Origin of the sequence: Octadecabacter antarcticus 307, assembly GCF_000155675.2 — a bacterium.
Classification (GTDB): Bacteria; Pseudomonadota; Alphaproteobacteria; order Rhodobacterales; family Rhodobacteraceae; genus Octadecabacter; species Octadecabacter antarcticus.
The window spans coordinates 3,118,333-3,136,441 of the sequence record NC_020911.1; the positions used below are offsets into that span (position 1 = coordinate 3,118,333).

Sequence of the window (18,109 nt, forward strand, 5' to 3'; positions counted from 1 at the left end):
TTGATGATCAGCAGGATCCCCGCAGTGCTTTCCAGATCGGGGTGAGCCTGCGGCGGATCGTGCGTTCATCTGGAACCTCGCCACCTTCACTGCTGGCGACAAACCAATCCTGCACCTCACCCAACCATTCGGCCTGCGTCGCAGGAAGACCTTGATCATGGATGCGGACCATCAGTGCGATGTACATCCCATCCCAGTCATAGCGTGCGGTTGACCCAATGTGTGATGCCGGGCGGCGCAGTAGATCACAGTCCGCCTCGAAACGGTGGACGTCCTCGGCCATGATTAGCAGGTCCGCCAGCGTGACCTTGATGCGGTCGGCCGGGTCCGCAATCATGATCCAGCCTTCTTGGTCTTTGGGCCACACACGACGCAGAAAGCTCTCTGTGGGCCCGGTTCCGCAGCGTCGGAACATCTGCAGGATGTCCGTAACCGAGACGACAACGTATCCGGACACAATCTGTAATCCCGACGCCACCGGCGCGATTGCGGTGACGATGTCAAAGCGCCCGACCGAGGCCCAGCCTGCGATATCGGCGAGGGTGCAGTCCCAGCGGGCTGCGGCTTCATGCAATGTAAAATAGACGCGGGGTGGTAAAGCCATGCCTCAGCTCCTTTTCTTGTTTTATGAAACAGGCCCTAGCACCACTCACCTGATGAGAGCAGCCTGAAACCTGGCAGTCCTAAAATGGAGATCAGCCACGCGCAAAAAGTACGGTGGCGAGGGTCAGGGGAAAAATCATGGGCAGTTAAAAAAGATCTCGGTCATTCCTGCTCCCCCTTTCTCTCCGCGCCACACGCGACTCGCCTAAAAGGAGAAAAGACGAAACAAAGAAGGATCGCAATCTGAGTCGTTCGTTGACGTCGCATGCGGGGCCGGTGTCCAAACCGAAAAATCTCAAATCCTCAATAAAACAAAGGGTGGCATTGGTGTCATTAAATGAGCGCCACCCTGCGCCACCCCGCCACCCCTGTCGATCTGTTCTCGCTGCCTGACGACGATCGCCCACGCCGGGCGTCGAATAGGAGGCAATAATGATTCAATCACAGATTGAACCGAAGACGGTCACCCCAGCCCTGCTGTCGGGCTGGATCAGCCGGAAGGACCTGGCCGATGCGCTGGGCGTGACAGTCGACACCTTAGGTCGATGGAAAGCGCGCCGCTTCGGGCCGCCCTGCGTAACAGCTGGTCGTATGGTGCTTTATCGGCGCAAGGCCGTGCAGGACTGGCTGGCCGCGCAGGAATTGCCAAGGACAAGAGCAGCTGGAGGTCGGACATGACCGGAATGATCTCCAACGCCCACCGCCCATCGATACACCGCATGCTCATCACCAGATACGACCAGTGGCGTCGTGACCGGTTGGCAGAACCGCCGTCGTTCCGATGACAGATCCTTCAGGCGTGCCCGCAGGTCAGCGTCATCTGATCTGGTTGGCGACCGCCGATACACTCGCGGGTCGATCCCCGCCGAAGCGCAGGCCCGCCGCTTCCGATATCCCTTCTGGTTCATGGCCCAATCCAGGTCGCGACGCCGCGCATCAGGCCTCAGAAGTTTTTTCCCAGTATCTCTTTCAATGTCGACACGTCCATCATCTGCTCGGCCAGCAGCTTCTTCAGTTTGGCATTCTCGGCCTCCAGCGCCTTCAGCTTCCGCGCGTCCGACACCTCCATGCCGCCGAACTTGGCCCGCCATTTGTAGAAGGTCGCATCGCTGGCGCCGTGCTTGCGGCTCAGATCCTTCGCCCCAAGCCCGGCCTGGTGCTCCTTCAGAATGCCGATGATCTGTTCCTCAGTGAACCTTGATCGCTTCATCGTCTGTCTCCTTTGTAAGGAACAGACTAACCCCAAATCGCAGACTATTCAGGGGAGCAAGTCAACACTGGTATCGTACTTTTCACAAACGACTCGTCAAACGTTGAGGTGGCGTTGATGTGTTTTGGACGCGCAAAAGCCCGACTGATTAGGTCGGGCTTTAAGCATTTGATATTGTTTATTATATTGGTTGCGGGAGTAGGATTTGAACCTACGACCTTCAGGTTATGAGACGGTATCTGGCTGCTTCTACAGAGTGCGACCAACCACGCCTCACTACCCTATCTTATTGGTTATGAACGTTTTTAATTGACGATCACTACCCATGATTCCTACCTCTTACGCCACGGCTTGCTCTCTCCTTCTTCCACCTGACTTCCACGAGAGAGCCGTATGAGGAGTAATGACAATGCCAAAGCTGACAAAACGGTTCGTCGAAAATTTGCCTATCAAAGCCACAAACTACTTTGCGTGGGATGATGAGGTGAGAGGGTTCGGGGTGCGTATCATGCCGTCCGGTGTGCGGACATATCAGGTGCAATACCTCAAAGGCGGGCGCACGCGGCGGGCTGCGATTGGTCGCCACGGTGTACTGACGGCCGAACAGGCCCGCGCCAAGGCCAAGGACCTTTTAGGCAAGGTCGCGATGGGCGGAAATCCTGTCGAGGAGATCAGCATTCATCGACGCGCTTCAACAGTCGGTGCGCTATGCGATCGGTTCTTAGAGGTTCACGTCCTCGAACGCTGCAAGCCCTCAACAGCAGCCGAATACAAGCGCGGCCTAAATATCTTCATCAAGCCAGCCTTGGGCGCTTTCAAGGTGGTGGACGTTAAGCGCAAAGATATCGCCGCGATCCATCACAAAATGAAAGAGACACCCTATCAGGCCAACCGCGTGTTGGGTGTGCTGTCGAAGATGTTCAACCTTGCCGAAGTATGGGGTCTGCGGCCTGACGGATCAAACCCGTGTCGCCATGTCCCGAAATATCGCGAATTGAAACGTGAGGCCTTTCTCAGCCAATCCGAGCTTCAACGACTTGGCGCAACGTTGGCTGCATGTGAACTGGACGGCTCAGAATCTCCGTACATCGTGGCTGCGTTTCGGCTGTTGATCCTGACAGGGTGTCGCTTGGGAGAGATACAGACGCTGAAATGGGAATACCTGACAGCGAAGCGCATGGAACTACCAGACACGAAGACAGGTGCGCGGCGTATTCCATTGCCAAAAGCGGCCCGTGACGTGCTTGCAGCCCTTCCCCGTGTAGTTGGTAACCCTTACGTGGTTTGCGGCGCTGTAGAGGGGCGCCACATCACCGACCTACAGCATCCATGGAGACGGGTCAGGGAACGCGCAGGATTGCCGCACACGCGTATCCATGACCTGCGGCACACCTACGCCTCAAACGCGGTGTCGTCGGGCATGCCTATTCAAATGGTTGGGAAGCTGTTGGGTCACACGCAAATACAGACAACCATGCGCTACGCCCACCTTGCCGACGATCCCGTTTTGAAAGCCGCCGAAGAAAACGCCTCGTCATTGCAATCCGCTCTGGGCATTGGATCGCAGCCAGTGAATTATTTGCGTGTTGTGCCGTAGGAGGTGAGTGAAATGTCCGAGGATCAAAATAACGAACGGGTACTGTCAGCAGAGTTCGTTTCAACACTCGTCGAAACCTACAAAATTCCAACAGACCGCGTTGCGCGATTTCAATCGAACCTTGAATTGTATTGCGCCCGCTTCATCGAACGGCGGGCGATTGCAACACAGCAAGGGCCACTAACGAAACAGCGAATAACTCTCGCTAAGGTCAGCACCAATGCTGCGAAATTCAGGGACTTCATTGATACTTTACCCGATCACGTTCGAGACGTTATTGGGACCGCCACTGGCGATTTTAACGGAGAGCAGTTTGATATTGAATGTGGGGCATTCGAGACGGACAGCATGCAAACACCGCCACCTGTCGCTGATAAGGCTTTTCTCAACGTGGAGATTTTACGTGCGCAGCTCACTTTGTTGATCCAAGGAGCTGAATACGCTCAGAAGATCGAGTTGAAGAAGCCGACGAAAGGTCCAAACATTGATAAAGATTTTGAAGACTGGATTGCCAACATGCGGCTTGTCTGGCGCACTTCGACAGGTAAGGCCTTCACCCGAGACGACTACGAGGGCGCGGCCAATTCTTTGGCGGCTGAGTTCTGTGTTCAGGTTTGTGATGAAGTAGCACCCGACATCGCCGAACAGAAAGTTCTTAACGCGATGAAGAAGCAGATCACCAGAGACCGCCAAAGCCCCTACTGGAAGAATTAGAACGCAGTTCGCCCGTTATTTTGCCAACGTTCCAAAGGGACAAAGCAACCGTTCCTTTCTTATGGTCGCCTCAATCGCAATCAGTCGGAAAGGATCGAACCGATGTCGTTCAATACACCCAACGGCGGCGCTCAAGGCCCGCTTGTCACCGAAACAGAGGCCGCCAACTTGCTTTGCCAATCAAAACGCACGCTGCAAAAGTGGCGTGTTATCGGCTACGGCCCAGATCATTACAAAATCGGGCGCAACGTCCGCTATCGGCTAGATGACCTGAATGCATGGATCAACAGCCGCCGTCGTAGCCATACATCCGAAAACGGCGGGCAATGACATCGCTTTTTGTCCTTCAACTACGCCGAAACGATACCTCCATAGAACGACTTTTGGCCCCGTCAGAAGTTAACTTGAAGCGCCAAAACCTCAGCTTTTAGACTTATGTGCCGTGAGGCGCGGACGCTGGCAGAGAAACAAGGTAAATTGCTATGATAAACCCAAAAAAGAACGCCGAAATCGTGCTGTGGCTGGCAGATAATTCCAAACGTCCCAAGGTGGCCGTGAAGGTGTGGGCAGTGATTTTGTCCGAGCTTTGTCCCTATACGGGGCTCGTGAAAATCAACCGCGACTGGCTTGCAGATCGGATCGGATGCAGAGCGGACCACGTTGGCCAAATCATGAAAGACCTCGTACAGATCGAAGCCGTGACAACGAGCCGAGGCCACGACCTTCGACGCATCTTCTACACGGTTTCAGAGGAGATTGTGCAGCGTCAAGAGCGTGAAGAGCGTGAAGAACCGGCCATGAAGCCCACAAAATATGAAGATAAAAATGGCAACATGTGTTTTAGATTGGCGATCTTCTCAAAGTAGATCAGACCCTCGTACCTCTTCCCAAAAAATGAGACTTTGACGCAAATAGGCGTTCTGACCACCGACAAAGTCCAATACGTCACATTCATCCAAATTCTAAGGGGCCAGTGCCTTTTCTAGCAAAGAAAACTATGCAAAAGCCAACCTCGAACTAAACCCCACTGTGGGTGGTGCGGTAATCATATTTGGGACACATGTGCAGTGATACTAAGCACAACTTGTTCTACGGCACGCCCCTCGCCGCTGGCGCGGCAGCGGTGCGCCCTCGAACAAGTCAACAAACCAGACCCAAAATCTAATACTCAATATTGATCAGAAAGGCCCGCTCTTGCTCTCCTCTGGACAGGGCGACGTGCCTTTAAGCCGTTTGGATTGCTTTCGCTAACAAATCCCTGATCCATGCCAGAACATGCATCAACAGGCCGTGGCTCAGTCGCTTCACTCCCTGCGCCCGCACCAACCTGTTGACGCATAACCTGTCACGGCTCTTGGCGGGATTAGCGAAAGCGACCCGACGGACAGGCACTAAGACGGTCAGCTACATTCTTGTGAGGTCAGGTTTTTTGGAAGGTGATGATTGCAACGTAGCTTTCGGCCCTGAGCGGACCTCCGTAAATGGCGCAGCGAACGGTAGCAGTGAGCCCAAACTGCTCTATGCTGCTAGTTGCACGAAGGACCGCTTTTGAGCCATAGGAAAGTTAGGCACATAACGTTACGATGAGCCGTAAGTCAGCGGATTAGGCAAAGGTGGACAATATGAACGATCGTTTGGGAATCCCGTTGTTTATTCATTCTGCTATAGGAAGGTCGCTTGAAGCGGCCCGCACTTTCGGTGTGACCGCTAATGATGACGTTAAAGCCACGCTTTTGCAGTTCTACGCGTCTTTCGCGAACGGGGATGAAAGCCGATTGATGTTTCCGGCGTTCAACTATGACTACGGTAAAAGCCGCAAATTCAATGTTGATGAAGACCCAGTGCAAGTTGGATCTTTCCCAGAATATATGCGGACATCCACCTCGTTTGTTCGCAGTGAAGTTCCAATTTTCTCGTTCTTAAGCGCAACAGATTTGGGAATTAAAAATGACCGAGCGATCAATCCGTTCGGTCCGCAGTCCGGATTTCAAACACTATGCGATCTGAACGCGGATCTTATGTTCGCTGGTGCTGATCTAAAATCTATCACATTCATTCACTACATCGAAGAAATGGTCGGGCCTCCGCTATACCGTTATGCCAAATCCTTTCCTGGTCAGATAATGTCTAAATCCAGCCAAACGGACTGTGATTTTACAATGCATGTCAGGCCGTTGGGTGTGCATATGGACTACGATTGGCCCCGACTGTACGAAGAGCTTCAAGCGGAGGGGATCATGCGACTTTCGGACTTATCCGATGCGATTTTCTTTTTGAATACACGGTCGTTGAAAGAGTTTTGGGGTAACAAGCTAACCGACGACCCCCTATGCATGCTTGACGAACTATCTCTTGAGCATTTTAAGAAGGCGACAAATGGTGGCACGCGACGCGTCAGTATTGAGGAATATGAAAATGTCTGACTCTAATATGCTTGGCTGGGCCAAAGATCTGTTCCCAATCGCGCGTTCACTTACCGGCAACGGGGTGCGGCAAACTTTTGATTACCTCAAAGGCATCAATCCAGAAGTAATAACCCAGTCTTTTGAGACCGGTACGCATGTTTTTGATTGGACCATACCGCGAGAATGGAACATTGAAGACGCTTATATTGAGCACGTTGCAACAGGCGTTCGATATGCAGAGTTCAAGAGGAACAACTTGCATATACTTGGTTATTCCCTGCCGATTGATCGGCATATGGATAAGGCGGAACTCCTACCTCATATCTACACGCAAGAAGACCAGCCTGATCTGATCCCATATGTCACCAGCTACTACAAAGATCGTTGGGGGTTTTGTATGGCGCACGATGACAAACAAACCTTACCGGATGGCGAATACCGTGCTGTAGTGAAAAGTGCGCTCACTGATGGCGAACTGATAGTTGGCGATGCAAAAGTTCAAGGACAGCGGGACGATGAGATCATGTTTTCATCGTATATCTGCCACCCATCGATGGCCAATAACGAGTTATCCGGCCCGGTGCTATCGATGGCGCTTTTGAAATATGTGAAAGATCATTATCCAAAACCACGTTGTTCTTATCGGTTCATTTTGGTGCCCGAAACCATCGGATCAATCGCCTATATGTCGCGCCATCTTCCTGAAATGCAGGATAGGGTGGTTTGTGGTTTTAACCTATCGTGTGTGGGCGATGAACGCGCGTATAGCCATGTTGAAAGCCGTTACGCTAACACTCTTGCAGATAAAGCACTTTGCGCCGCACTTATCGGCTTAGATAATGTAAGAACCTATTCGTTCCTTCAACGTGGGTCCGATGAACGTCAATATGGAGCCCCGGGAATTGATATGCCACTCTGTGGCTTTTGCCGTTCAAAGTATGGCGAATATCCTGAGTATCACACCGATGCAGATAACTTCAACGTTGTGACACAAGCAGGACTGGATGGTGCCTTTGAAGTCATGCGGTCAGTGATTGACGCTTTTGAGATCGGTCTCTACCCAAAGGTGCGGATTAAAGGCGAACCGCAGCTTGGCAAGCGTGGTCTGTATCCCACAATCAGCCAAAAGGGATCATACAGCAGTATCCGTACACGCATGGACTTCTTGGCTTATGCAGATGGTTCAAATACACTTTTCGACATTGCAACGCTGATCGGCGCACCTCTTTCAATGGTTTTGGATGAGGCAAGAATCATGCTGGAACATGATTTGATATCGTGCGACTCCAACAAAAATGCTTTATAATGACTGCTGGCTGAGTAAATTCAGCCTTTTGTGTATGGAGAAATTCAAGTTTGGGTATGTAGATAAGTGTAGCTGACTAGGACACTTCAAACGCTAACAATTGAAGTAGGATCTGAATAACCAAAAAACCGCCAGCTCGAGCTCTTTGTTGAGCCTGATAGCGGCCCCTGCAAATAACATTTCGAACATCTGTAAAGTTCGCAGAGCCGCCATCCGTGCGAAGTGCAGCGAAGGTCAGCTTTCCGCCCAAAATGTGCATGGCGCAGCATCGACCGCTCTGGCCTCATGGCTGGTGTTCGTGGCATTGCGGTCACCGGTCCGCCTATGGTCTTATTAGAACATAGTCCCGTGTCTGTGTTCGTTGCATCTGCGCCACAGTCATTTGTATCTCCCGCGATCTTCCACGGGCCTTCCACGGGCGATTTGCCAACGCCGAAAGCCACCCTAAGGTGGCTGTTAGCGCGTTGATATTGTTATGATAATTTGGTTGCGGGAGTAGGATTTGAACCTACGACCTTCAGGTTATGAGCCTGAGGCGCTATGAATTGGGATTTGGGTGCTCATTCAAAAAGAGGTTTTGTTACACACCCCAGGCGGTAAACGCCTTCGTCCGTTCTCCATTGTCCATCAGCCGCACCATCATCCGGTAATTCGGCATTGCGATGAGATCACGCGGTTCGACCCCGTCAAAGTGTCGGGTAAGACTGGGAGCATCCATTGGGCTGGTTCGGAAGGCAATTACTGTGCCGACGTTACCGAGGATCGAGTCCAATACATCGCCTTCGATCTGACCAAAATATTGGTTCGCCAGTGTGAGAGAAAGACCATATTTGCGCAGCTCGGACAACATTTCCACCATCGCGTCGGTAGTGAAAGAATGAAACTCATCCACATAGAGGAAAAAGGGGCGGCGCTCTGGCTCAGGGGTGCTGTGTCGACTGTAGGCGGCATGGGCCAGGCCGGATGTTATCATCCCACCCAGCACGTTGGACGTGTCACTCCCAAGCTGGCCCTTTGCGAGATTGATGATCAGGATTTGACCCTCATCCATGATCTTACGCAACCGAAGCGGGGTCTTTGGCTCACATAAGGCGCGACGCACTACAGGATGGGCCAAAAAAGCCCCGAGCTTGTTGGCAATTGGTGCCACACCATCGGCAGCATTCTTATAATTCATCGCTGGAAACTCTTTTTGCCAGAACAGTTGCACTTGTTCGTCTGTGACCTGCCTCAGGATTTTCTTGCGAAAGTCATTGTCCAGAAACATCCGCATGATGTCGCGCACATCGGTCCTCGGCTGATCCAGTAGCGCCAGTATCGAATAGCGCAAAAGATGTTCCATACGGGCACCCCAGGCATCCGCCCATTGCTTCTTCAGTGTGTCGATCAATCCAGATGCAATCAGGGGCCGGAACCTCTCCGAAGCGCGTGTCATTGGGTTGTAACCGTAAGGACAGTCAGGATCGGCAACATTCCAAATGACCGCATCCTCTGGCGAAACTTGCGCAATCTGCTTTGCCAAATCGCCATGCGGATCAATCAGACAAAACCCGTGGCCTTGGCGCATATCTTGGCGCATCAGGTTGCCCATCAGCGTGGATTTTCCAGTCCCAGTCTGGCCCAGGATGTAAATATGCTGAAGTCGGTCAGTGAGGCGAATACCGAATGGTTTGTTGCCACGTCGGCTAAAGGCGGTGCCAATCATGGTGACGCTGTGCGGGTTCCATATCATGCCGCAAGTATGACGCTCGCTACCAAAGTAGAATACACTGCCTCCCGTGGCATTTTGGAGGTTGTCGTATCTGCAATGCAGGGGGGCTTTGTGCATCTAGGTCATCTGATAGTTTAGATACAGATCAGTTCATTGATCCCACGAATCTCCTTTCGAGGGGTGCGCCTGAAATTGTTTCGGGCGGCCACCCTACGCAAGGAGAACAACATGGGGCTTCAACAGAATATAGAGATTGAAAACCTGGTCGGAGCATACCCAATGTGCGGTAAATGCGGCCAAACCCAAATTGTACGGGATGCTTGGGCATACTGGAGCTTGCTAACACGTAGCTGGACCCTAAAGACTGTCTTTGACGGATTTTCCTGTGACAACTGCGGGGGTGAAGTCACGCCCATTTGGAAAGTCGACAAAACCTTCCGTTTGAAACGGATCGTTCGGCTCAATGATGCTTTGCGACGGGGCCAAGATAAGCACAATACCGTTGTGATTACAGCTGGCCTCCAACAATTTGGCGAAGCGTATCTGGCAAGCGTCTGCCAAGCAGTTGCTGGCTTTGATCAGTTCTGCGAGGCCAACGATCCTCACCAGGAGCATGACTTTGGCGCAATCACCATCGACGGGACAAAGTTGTTCTGGAAGATCGACTATTTCAACCTCGAGATGAACGCTCACTCTTTGGACAAGGCCAATGAGGATATCACTCACCGGGTCCTGACGATCATGCTGGCGAGTGAGTATTGACGCCGCGTGACAAACGCTCACTTTTCAAACTGAAAAGGAAGAGGTGTTCCGCATTGCTACGCGGGCCCTGCCGAAATGGTTTGCGGACGAGATTGCCATCGGGATGACAGACACTGCGCTGACATCCGCGCTTGAACAAGTCCTTGGGATCTTCGGTGGCAGTTGCGGGCCAGGCCGTCTGGACGTCGCGCATCAGGCGGCGGGCCTGAAAATCTGGGGTGGGTGGCGTTTCTTGAACCTCCGGACAGAGACACCACCCTTTTCAGGCGCAAAGACCCTTGCCATGGCACGGCACATCTACGGGATACCCGACCCAGACGATGAGCAGATGGCGTTGTTTTGAGTGACTGGCCTGTCCCAATTGGGGCAGGCTTTTTCTTTTGATGTTCGACGCGAACGCCGCACCTACCGTTCCGATATGTTCGGTTCGTCCGTAAGCGTATTAGCCACTTATCTTCGATTCTGATTATCCGAACTCTGCACCGCTTGGTAGTTGCAACGCATGCAATTCAAGGGGTGTAGGACTGAGATCGGCTGCAAGGCATAACCAACTCACATCCTTTCACGCTCCCAGTGTGTCGCAGCATAATATCGCTCAACTGAGCCACCAGGTCCTTGATCGTTGGCTCCCGCAACGTCTCAGATAGATCATCAAGTTGTCGTATCTGGGTCGCCGTGAGGGTTCGAGAAGTGGGCCGACATGGTGCACCAACGGGGGCAGCTAAGATAGAATGCCCTGCACCAAGCCAATTTGACGGCTCAAAACATACTGACTTTGAGGCTACTGTGCGGTTCGAGGTCGCCAAACGAACAAACATGCGTTTTTCTTCTGGATTTGCGGTCTGGTAAAGCGGGGCAAGGTTTTTTACCAGTTCGAGGAATTTCTTGAGATAGATGTACTCAGCTTCCTTTCCAGCGCTGTCTTTTTGGCTCTCCTTAATGCGCCTAATATCGAAGTTGAGGCCTGCCTTTTTTCTGGAATAGGCCTCGTTGTCGATCAGCCCTTCGATTAGCGCGTTCATCAGGTTGTCTAATCGCACCTCAAGCTTGCCGAGCTGCATCTTGAGCGACGCCGCTTCGTCATGTTGATCTTGCCGGCCAACCTTCCAAGCCTCCAATTCATTAACCAACTCGGCAAAGGATTTTGGGCAAATGTTGCTTCTTTCAAATTCTGAGAATGCAGCCTGCTCAATCACTTCTTCACGGATGCCTTTGGTCGGACAGTCCAGCGTATGGCAACGATAGTACACATTCCCTTTCTGCCGTTCGGCGATCATCGCGAACAAACACAGGCCGCATTTAAACAAGCCCCTGTACGTATGCATGTGCCGGGTAGTCTTTTTTCCGCATTTCCCGGCCTTCATGTCCTGTACCCGCTGGAACAGCGAAGTTGAGATCAGCGGCTCGTGGATCCCGTCATAGGTATCTCCGGTACACTTGATCCTTATCATGCCAGTGTAAAACGGGTTTGAGAGAATGGTCTCAATCCCATGGCGGGATAAAACGCCACCGCTGTGGTTTCTGAGCCCACGCGTGCTCATCTCAGCATGCAATGAACGAATGCCGTGATTTCCCATCCTGTAGAGCTCAAACATTTCTTGGATCAGTGGCGCTTTTGAGGGGTCTGGTATCTTGGCTTTGCCACGACCTTGATCAAGGTATCCGATTGGTGCCCGAAACGGATAGAGCCCCTGTTTCAAGCGGCCGCGCAGACCTTTCTTAGCCTCTTCTCGCAGATTACGGATATAATCTGATGCGATCACTGCTTGGATGTCCGCTGTCAGCCGACCACCTCGAGATTGGAAATCCAGGCTTTCGGTGACAAAGTGGATGACAACGCCCTGATCTGATAATTCACCAATTTTAGCCCAGTCTCGAAAATTGCGCGCGGAGCGATCGATCTTGTGGACGATCAACCCATCAGCCTTGTGATTACTGAGATCGCGGATGATGGCATCAAAGATCGGTCGCCCAGATTTGGCAGCGGTTTCTTTTTCCTCAAACCAGCGCGATATCGTCAGCCCATGCTTTTCAGCGTAGCGGGCAATTTCTTCTTTTTGGACCTCCAAGGAAACCCCTTCGCCTTGTTTGGCGGTGGATACGCGGGTGTATCCAAAACATGTGGTCATATGTGGTTTACGTTAAACTCTGGTAATAGTGCCGCTTTCTTCCAGTTCCGGCGGCTCATCGATCTCATCGTCGGGCCACGGCCAAGTGTCTTCACGCTCCATGCGCTCGAAGATGCGTTTGCACAGCTCGATGAATTGTTCAAAGCGTTGTTCTTCAGTCATAGCCCAAGAATACGGGCAGATGTCGGCGTCGCATACACCGACTTAGATGCGAGGACGGCAACTCAGATCGTTGACTTAGACAATGAGGGTTTGAAGCTGGTTAGGCGGCCTGCCCGCCGTTCGGCTCCATTACATATTCTACCGAGTCTTTGGCAAAGAGTCATCTTTGGTGCGTGGCAAGCTTGGAGCTAGTTGTCATCCATGCACTTTAGGTCCTGTAGCATGTGCCCTGCAATCGGCTAAGATTTCTTCTGAAAACCTTAACGCTCCAGAACAACTGCCTGCTCTGATTCCTGGCGTTCGGAATGGTTTCACCATTCCAAAACCAAACCGAACGCCAAGGGAGATCGGAGTAGGTAAGGCCGTTTGGGATGGTTGCCATTTTTGAATCTGGGCAGGGCTTTGCGATCTCTCCACTTGCTGTAAACTGGGGACATACCAGCTTCACATAAGTTCTTTTTTATGATTCAGGAATTTACTCTCGACCTGAGAGCTGCCCGGCGAAATTCGGGCCTCAGACAGGTTGACTGCGCTCACCTCATGGGCGTCAACAAAACCAAAATCTCAAACCTTGAGAATGGCCGACAGCGCCCAAGTGTGCGCGACATCTGCACCTTGTCGATGATCTATGGCCGCAGCTTCGAAAGTCTCTTTGCCGGGATATTTGATGAGGTCAAAGCGGATGTCTTTTGTCACCTTACGGATCTACCAGAGCCGCAAGAGCACTATGGCCCCGCAAACAACAGGAACCGGACATTGGACGGCCTGAGAGCACGTTTGGAAGGTAGTAACAGCGAGGTCTATGACGACTGAGCGAAAACGCGTTCTCGCTATTGCCGTTGCCTCCGGCAAAGTGGCTTACGTTTTTCTGATCGATGGCAAACTGAAGGACTGGCATTGTTCACGGGCGGCAAGCCTGTCAGCCCCGAAGGGCCGATCCCTGTTTCGCAGAGCAGTGGCGCGATTTGAGCCGAGTTTAGTCGTGACTGAGGACCCGTTCAAACCAACGCGCAAATCGGGGATCTCACTCGAGGTTCTTAATGCCCTGGTGCAGGAATTGACCGACAGCGCCACTCCGCATCATCTGGTTCAACGCGACCAGCAGTTTGCCAATAAATATCACGAAGCTCAGTCCCTCGCCAAACGCTTTCCCGCCATCGCGCCCTGGTTGCCTAAAACCCCAAAGATCTGGGAAGCAGAGCCCGTGAGTGCCATTTACTTCGAGGCACTCTCAATGGCGGCTCTAATCATAGATGACGGCTAAGTCCTGTGGGACGCCAATCTCAGCATGATGCTCGCCGCACATATTGGATGCGATCGCAATAATACGTCGCCATTCGTTAGGTGCGCCTGACCTGTCTAGGAAATCGACCCAAGTCGAGCATCAGAAGCTATATGGTTAAAAATGGCCAGACATAATTCTTCTTTTAATCATAATTACAATGTGTTGCGGCACTTTTAACCGCTTGACGAATTCGCGCGCTTTCCACAATAATGGTATCATCACGTGCAGTTGTTCCTCACAAAAATCGGAGACTGCAATGACACGCGATATATACGCTGAAGTCACCAATGCGTTGGTGGCATCCATCGAATCTGCCCCCGGAAGACCAATCATGCCCTGGAACCGGACTGGCACAAATGAGGTTCCGAGTAACATCGCCTCTGGCGCTGAATACAGCGGTGTAAACATCATCAACCTCTGGGTCACAGCCCGGGTGCACGGGTTCACAACCGGCACTTGGGGTACGTTTCGGCAGTGGCGCGAGAAAGGCGCGTCGGTGCAGAAGGGGCAGAAATCGAGCGCTGTTATCTTTTACAAACAGGTGACGAGAGAACGCACTGATGATGAAAATGAGACCTACGGCGTGTTGAAATACTTCAATGTCTTCAACGCCGGTCAGGTGGACGGGTATGACCCGCTCACGTTGGCGGGTTCTAACGAGCCGGTTGAACGTATCGCGGTGATCGATGCGGTGATTGCAAAAGCCGACGCAGACATTCGGGAGGCTGGTGCGCAAGCATATTACAGCCCAACCGATGATCAGATCACCATGCCAGAGAGCCAGCGGTTTTTTGATACCGCCTCCGGCACGCGCAACGAAAACTACTATGCCGTGTTGCTGCATGAACTGACGCATAATGCCGAGCTTCGGATTATGCCGCACTTGTTCAGGCGAGGTCTTGTTTCCTGCGGTTTTTGTCGTTTTCCGGCTGCATAAGACTGCAGCTCAGAACCGCCATGTAAGCGTGGCGATCTGCCATAGGTGCAACCTTCAACCATATGAAGGAAACACTCATGGAAAATGATACGCACCCAGACCAAACGACGAAGCGGAAACTGAAAGCTGGCAGCCATGCCGGTCGCTTTGCCTTACAGATCGAGGCTGAGGGGTACAGTCTCCGTTCCATTGCCAATTACAGAACCACAGCCGAGGCGTTTTGGGCGGCGATGCTGGCAATAAATCTCCGTCCTGCTGACCTGATCGATGATCGTATGGACCAACTGGCGACGCCGATCATCAATGCGGCTTCTGCGAAAGACCAAAAGCACTGTCGGTACCGCATCAATCGGTTCAGGGACTACTTCATTGAAAACGCAGGCGCTCCGCCACGCTCAGAACCGGCGCTCGACATGTTTCCGAGGGCAGTTCTGAAAAGGGAATACGAAACCTATCTTCGCAGTCAGCGCGGCTTATCACAGGACACGATCTATCACTGCCTGCGGTTTTGCGACCGGTTCCTGACCGCGAAGTTCGGCACCGGTTTGGGTGAACTGAATACGATCAAACCCGGCGACATCACCGGGTTCATCCTTCGACTGCGGGAGGCGCAAAATGCGCCGCGCGACAAGACAGGTCCGTCACATCTGCGTAACCTCTTCCAGTTCCTGTTCTGGAGCGGCAAAACAGAGCGTAATCTGAGCAATGCTGTGCCGAAAGCTCGACAGCCCAAGTCGACCGGCATCCCGAGATATCTGGAGCCGGAACAGGTCAACCGGCTCATTGAGGTGGTGCGCGAGCACCGGAAAACGGGCCGTCGGAACTATGCAATGCTGATGCTCATCGCCCGCCTCGGTCTTCGAGCGCCGGAAGTTACTGCGATAGAGCTGGATGATATCGATTGGCGCGCGGGCGAAATTTTGATCCGAGGCAAACGACAGCTGCATGATCGTATGCCAATGCCGTCAGAGGTTGGCGAGGCAATTGTGGACTACATTCAGAATGAGCGACGGGGGCCAGAACGCGCGTTGTTTGTGTCAGTGAAGCCACCATTGAAGAGGTTCAAGGATGCTCAGATCCTGCGCTGGATATTGCGAGATGCCTATGACGCGACTGGTATTAGCCCTCCGCAGGCCTATATCGGCACGCACATTTTGAGACACAGCCTTGCGACTGACATGTTGCGAAAGGGTGCATCGCTCGACGAGATTGGGGATGTGCTACGTCACCGATCTGCGATGACCACGACCATCTATGCGCAACATGATGTCGATGCCTTGCGCACAATCTCGCGTCCCTGGCCGACGGCGGAGGAAGTGCAATGAAGACACTGTCTCAACGGCTTGATGAGTATCTGGTACTGCGCCGCGCGATGGGTTTTGACCTCTCCTTTGATGAAAGGGTCCTGCGCAAGTTCACGACCTATGGCGATGAAAACGGGTTCGATCAGATCTCGACGTCCTTGTTCCTTGATTGGAAGGCAAACTACGGCAGTGCGGACAACAACACTTGGGCTCGTCGTCTTGGCATGGTCCGCAGGTTCGCCTTCTGGCTCGCGGAACACGATGATCGGACCGAAATCCCGTCCAACCAGCTCGTAATGGGCCGCTACCGAAGACGGGTGCCGTACATCTACGCGCCCAGTCAGATTGCGGATATTGTCGCGGAAGCCGGTCGGTTGCCTTCGCCCTATGGCCTCCGCGCCGCCCTGTGGCAAACCCTGTTCGGCTTGATCGCGGTGACGGGCATGCGCGTGAACGAAGCTTTGTCATTGAACCAGCATGACGTCGATCTGGAACGGGCCGTCCTCACGCTCAGAAACACGAAGAATGGCAGGGATCGGCAGCTTCCCATCAAAGGAGACACCGTCCATCGGCTGGCCCGCTATGCCGAGTTGCGGGATCGGTTGGTCGCGCACCGGTCGTCGATGTTCTTCATCAAGGAGGATGGTGAACCGGCGGGAGATTGCGGGGCGCGATACAACTTCGCGCAAGTTGGCAGAAATATCGGGCTGCGATCCCCGCAAGCCTTCAACCGCCACGGTCGTGGCCCTCGTATCCACGATTTGCGGCACAGTTTTGCTGTTCACACCATCCTGGACTGGTTCCGAGAAGGCCGCGACATCGAGGCCGAAATGTACAAGCTCAGCACCTATCTTGGCCATTCCGAGCCAAAGCACACATTCTGGTACATTGAGGCGGTGCCCGAGCTGATGCAGTTGGCCGCGGCGCGGGCTGAACGGCAGGTTTTGGAGGGTGCATCATGATCGCGACCTACCCATTGCCCGTATATGTGCAACGCTTCTTTACCGAACGTCTGCTGACCCAAATGCAAGCAAGCCCAAACACAATTGCCAGCTATCGCGATACCTTCAGGCTTTTGCTGAAATACGCGGCATCGGAGACCAGACTGCCGCCGACTGAGCTGCATGTAGCCCATATTGATGCCGACATTATCGGGCAGTTCTTGATGTTTTGCGAGGAGGAACGAGGGAACAGCGCGCGAAGCCGGAACACGCGCCTGGCGGCCATTCGCTCATTCTTCAAATATGTGGCGGGTTGTGAACCCCAATTGCTGCATCATTGCCAGAAGGTGCTGGCAATGCCGTCCAAGCGGCACGAAAAACGTGTCGTGGACTTCCTGACTCGTGACGAAATGGAAGCCTTGCTGAAGGTGCCTGACCAATCGACCTGGTTTGGTCGCCGCGACCGGGTTCTGCTCCTCACAATGCTTCAGACGGGCTTGCGTGTATCGGAATTGATCGGTTTGCGCATCAGCGATGTTGAACTCGGCACGGGACCGCATCTGAGATGTATGGGCAAAGGCTGAAAGGAACGCGCAACGCCGCTTCGCGCAGACAGCCGGGACGCGTTGCGGGCGTGGCTCGCTCGAATCGGCGCTGAACCCAGTGACCCCCTGTTCGCGACGATCCGTGGAACACCTTTGAGCCGAGACGCGGTTGAACGGATAGTTCGGAAGCATGCGGCGACGGCGGCCTCGAACAGTTCGACGTTCAGATTGAAGCGCGTCACGCCGCATGTCTTGCGCCACACTGCCGCGATGCAGCTTCTGCAAAGCGGTGTGGATCGAACAATCATCGCTCTCTGGTTGGGCCATGAATCGATTGAAACGACACAGGTCTACATCCATGCCGATATCGAACTGAAGGAAAGAGCGATGGCGCTGACGAAGCCAGTCGACGGCACAGGCGGACGCTATCGACCGGGAGATGAACTGCTGGCCTTCCTCGAAGCGCTCTGAATTATGCCGACATGCCGCGCCGGTCTT

The 18,109-nt window shown here is 53.1% G+C and carries 18 protein-coding genes and 2 pseudogenes; 15 read left to right on the forward strand and 5 right to left on the reverse strand.

The window, feature by feature from the left end:
- Positions 1–7 precede the first annotated feature (7 nt).
- Complete coding sequence (locus tag OAN307_RS15940) at positions 8–604, reverse strand: hypothetical protein (protein WP_015500656.1); 597 nt, start codon at positions 602–604, stop codon at positions 8–10.
- A 431-nt stretch (positions 605–1,035) separates the two neighbouring features.
- On the opposite strand from OAN307_RS15940, the gene OAN307_RS15945 reads away from it, so the two are divergent.
- Positions 1,036–1,281 carry a MerR family transcriptional regulator gene (locus OAN307_RS15945; RefSeq protein ID WP_015500657.1) on the forward strand — a complete coding sequence of 82 codons (246 nt, stop codon included), beginning with the start codon at positions 1,036–1,038 and terminating at the stop codon, positions 1,279–1,281.
- An 86-nt stretch (positions 1,282–1,367) separates the two neighbouring features.
- Here the strand turns inward: OAN307_RS15945 and OAN307_RS26695 are convergent.
- Positions 1,368–1,813, reverse strand: a pseudogene (locus OAN307_RS26695) (transposase); the annotation flags it as partial.
- A gap of 409 nt (positions 1,814–2,222) precedes the next feature.
- Here OAN307_RS26695 and OAN307_RS15955 point away from each other — a divergent pair.
- From OAN307_RS15955 to OAN307_RS15980, 6 genes are all read left to right on the forward strand, one after another.
- Positions 2,223–3,410, forward strand: coding sequence for a site-specific integrase (locus tag OAN307_RS15955; protein ID WP_015500659.1), 1,188 nt, complete (start codon positions 2,223–2,225; stop codon positions 3,408–3,410).
- A 12-nt stretch (positions 3,411–3,422) separates the two neighbouring features.
- Complete coding sequence (locus OAN307_RS15960) at positions 3,423–4,124, forward strand: hypothetical protein (RefSeq protein WP_015500660.1); 702 nt, start codon at positions 3,423–3,425, stop codon at positions 4,122–4,124.
- Between the two features lie 102 nt (positions 4,125–4,226).
- Positions 4,227–4,454: a helix-turn-helix transcriptional regulator gene (locus OAN307_RS15965; RefSeq protein ID WP_015500661.1), complete on the forward strand. Its 228-nt coding sequence runs from the start codon at positions 4,227–4,229 to the stop codon at positions 4,452–4,454.
- A gap of 152 nt (positions 4,455–4,606) precedes the next feature.
- The gene (locus tag OAN307_RS25390) at positions 4,607–4,990 is read left to right on the forward strand and encodes a hypothetical protein (protein WP_015500662.1); all 384 of its coding nucleotides are present in this window, start codon (positions 4,607–4,609) and stop codon (positions 4,988–4,990) included.
- Positions 4,991–5,746: 756 nt separating this feature from the next.
- Entirely contained in the window at positions 5,747–6,547 is an 801-nt protein-coding gene (locus tag OAN307_RS15975) for an AAC(3) family N-acetyltransferase (RefSeq protein ID WP_015500664.1), read from the forward strand.
- Positions 6,540–7,835 carry a DUF4910 domain-containing protein gene (locus OAN307_RS15980; protein WP_044044856.1) on the forward strand — a complete coding sequence of 432 codons (1,296 nt, stop codon included), beginning with the start codon at positions 6,540–6,542 and terminating at the stop codon, positions 7,833–7,835. Before OAN307_RS15975 ends, OAN307_RS15980 begins: the two co-directional genes overlap by 8 nt.
- 580 nt (positions 7,836–8,415) lie before the next feature.
- Here OAN307_RS15980 and OAN307_RS15985 read toward each other — a convergent pair.
- Positions 8,416–9,540, reverse strand: a complete 1,125-nt coding sequence (locus OAN307_RS15985; protein WP_245540865.1) for a type IV secretory system conjugative DNA transfer family protein — start codon at positions 9,538–9,540, stop codon at positions 8,416–8,418.
- Between the two features lie 234 nt (positions 9,541–9,774).
- Between OAN307_RS15985 and OAN307_RS15990 the strand changes: the two genes are divergently transcribed.
- Both OAN307_RS15990 and OAN307_RS15995 read left to right on the forward strand, forming a co-directional pair.
- On the forward strand, positions 9,775–10,308 hold the full coding sequence (locus OAN307_RS15990) for a DUF3768 domain-containing protein (protein ID WP_051068030.1): 534 nt from the start codon (positions 9,775–9,777) through the stop codon (positions 10,306–10,308).
- A 43-nt stretch (positions 10,309–10,351) separates the two neighbouring features.
- Positions 10,352–10,651, forward strand: coding sequence for a hypothetical protein (locus tag OAN307_RS15995; protein ID WP_015500668.1), 300 nt, complete (start codon positions 10,352–10,354; stop codon positions 10,649–10,651).
- Positions 10,652–10,817: 166 nt separating this feature from the next.
- On the opposite strand, the gene OAN307_RS16000 is transcribed toward OAN307_RS15995, so the two are convergent.
- Both OAN307_RS16000 and OAN307_RS29045 read right to left on the reverse strand, forming a co-directional pair.
- A complete protein-coding gene (locus OAN307_RS16000; protein ID WP_015500669.1) occupies positions 10,818–12,437 on the reverse strand; it encodes a recombinase family protein in 1,620 nt (539 codons plus the stop codon).
- A gap of 12 nt (positions 12,438–12,449) precedes the next feature.
- Positions 12,450–12,599, reverse strand: coding sequence for a hypothetical protein (locus OAN307_RS29045; RefSeq protein ID WP_187292477.1), 150 nt, complete (start codon positions 12,597–12,599; stop codon positions 12,450–12,452).
- A 462-nt stretch (positions 12,600–13,061) separates the two neighbouring features.
- Between OAN307_RS29045 and OAN307_RS16005 the strand changes: the two genes are divergently transcribed.
- From OAN307_RS16005 to OAN307_RS30210, 6 genes and pseudogenes are all read left to right on the forward strand, one after another.
- Positions 13,062–13,412, forward strand: a complete 351-nt coding sequence (locus OAN307_RS16005) for a helix-turn-helix transcriptional regulator (RefSeq protein WP_015500670.1) — start codon at positions 13,062–13,064, stop codon at positions 13,410–13,412.
- Positions 13,402–13,863, forward strand: coding sequence for a hypothetical protein (locus tag OAN307_RS16010; protein WP_015500671.1), 462 nt, complete (start codon positions 13,402–13,404; stop codon positions 13,861–13,863). The genes OAN307_RS16005 and OAN307_RS16010 overlap by 11 nt, the downstream gene beginning before the upstream one ends.
- Before the next feature lie 277 nt (positions 13,864–14,140).
- A complete protein-coding gene (locus tag OAN307_RS16015; RefSeq protein WP_015500672.1) occupies positions 14,141–14,821 on the forward strand; it encodes an ArdC-like ssDNA-binding domain-containing protein in 681 nt (226 codons plus the stop codon).
- Between the two features lie 77 nt (positions 14,822–14,898).
- Positions 14,899–16,146: a tyrosine-type recombinase/integrase gene (locus OAN307_RS16020; protein ID WP_015500673.1), complete on the forward strand. Its 1,248-nt coding sequence runs from the start codon at positions 14,899–14,901 to the stop codon at positions 16,144–16,146.
- Complete coding sequence (locus tag OAN307_RS16025) at positions 16,143–17,087, forward strand: tyrosine-type recombinase/integrase (protein WP_015500674.1); 945 nt, start codon at positions 16,143–16,145, stop codon at positions 17,085–17,087. The genes OAN307_RS16020 and OAN307_RS16025 overlap by 4 nt, the downstream gene beginning before the upstream one ends.
- Positions 17,084–18,082 (forward strand): annotated as a pseudogene (locus OAN307_RS30210) (tyrosine-type recombinase/integrase). The gene OAN307_RS16025 and the pseudogene OAN307_RS30210 overlap by 4 nt, the downstream one beginning before the upstream one ends.
- Positions 18,083–18,109 lie beyond the last annotated feature (27 nt).

Coding starts and splice junctions, on each gene's coding strand:
- OAN307_RS15940 (WP_015500656.1), bottom strand. CDS start 604: ATGGCTTTACCACCCCGCGTCTATTTTACATTGCATGAAGCCGCAGCC.
- OAN307_RS15945 (WP_015500657.1), top strand. CDS start 1,036: ATGATTCAATCACAGATTGAACCGAAGACGGTCACCCCAGCCCTGCTG.
- OAN307_RS15955 (WP_015500659.1), top strand. CDS start 2,223: ATGCCAAAGCTGACAAAACGGTTCGTCGAAAATTTGCCTATCAAAGCC.
- OAN307_RS15960 (WP_015500660.1), top strand. CDS start 3,423: ATGTCCGAGGATCAAAATAACGAACGGGTACTGTCAGCAGAGTTCGTT.
- OAN307_RS15965 (WP_015500661.1), top strand. CDS start 4,227: ATGTCGTTCAATACACCCAACGGCGGCGCTCAAGGCCCGCTTGTCACC.
- OAN307_RS25390 (WP_015500662.1), top strand. CDS start 4,607: ATGATAAACCCAAAAAAGAACGCCGAAATCGTGCTGTGGCTGGCAGAT.
- OAN307_RS15975 (WP_015500664.1), top strand. CDS start 5,747: ATGAACGATCGTTTGGGAATCCCGTTGTTTATTCATTCTGCTATAGGA.
- OAN307_RS15980 (WP_044044856.1), top strand. CDS start 6,540: ATGTCTGACTCTAATATGCTTGGCTGGGCCAAAGATCTGTTCCCAATC.
- OAN307_RS15985 (WP_245540865.1), bottom strand. CDS start 9,540: ATGATTGGCACCGCCTTTAGCCGACGTGGCAACAAACCATTCGGTATT.
- OAN307_RS15990 (WP_051068030.1), top strand. CDS start 9,775: ATGGGGCTTCAACAGAATATAGAGATTGAAAACCTGGTCGGAGCATAC.
- OAN307_RS16000 (WP_015500669.1), bottom strand. CDS start 12,437: ATGACCACATGTTTTGGATACACCCGCGTATCCACCGCCAAACAAGGC.
- OAN307_RS29045 (WP_187292477.1), bottom strand. CDS start 12,599: ATGACTGAAGAACAACGCTTTGAACAATTCATCGAGCTGTGCAAACGC.
- OAN307_RS16005 (WP_015500670.1), top strand. CDS start 13,062: ATGATTCAGGAATTTACTCTCGACCTGAGAGCTGCCCGGCGAAATTCG.
- OAN307_RS16010 (WP_015500671.1), top strand. CDS start 13,402: ATGACGACTGAGCGAAAACGCGTTCTCGCTATTGCCGTTGCCTCCGGC.
- OAN307_RS16015 (WP_015500672.1), top strand. CDS start 14,141: ATGACACGCGATATATACGCTGAAGTCACCAATGCGTTGGTGGCATCC.
- OAN307_RS16020 (WP_015500673.1), top strand. CDS start 14,899: ATGGAAAATGATACGCACCCAGACCAAACGACGAAGCGGAAACTGAAA.
- OAN307_RS16025 (WP_015500674.1), top strand. CDS start 16,143: ATGAAGACACTGTCTCAACGGCTTGATGAGTATCTGGTACTGCGCCGC.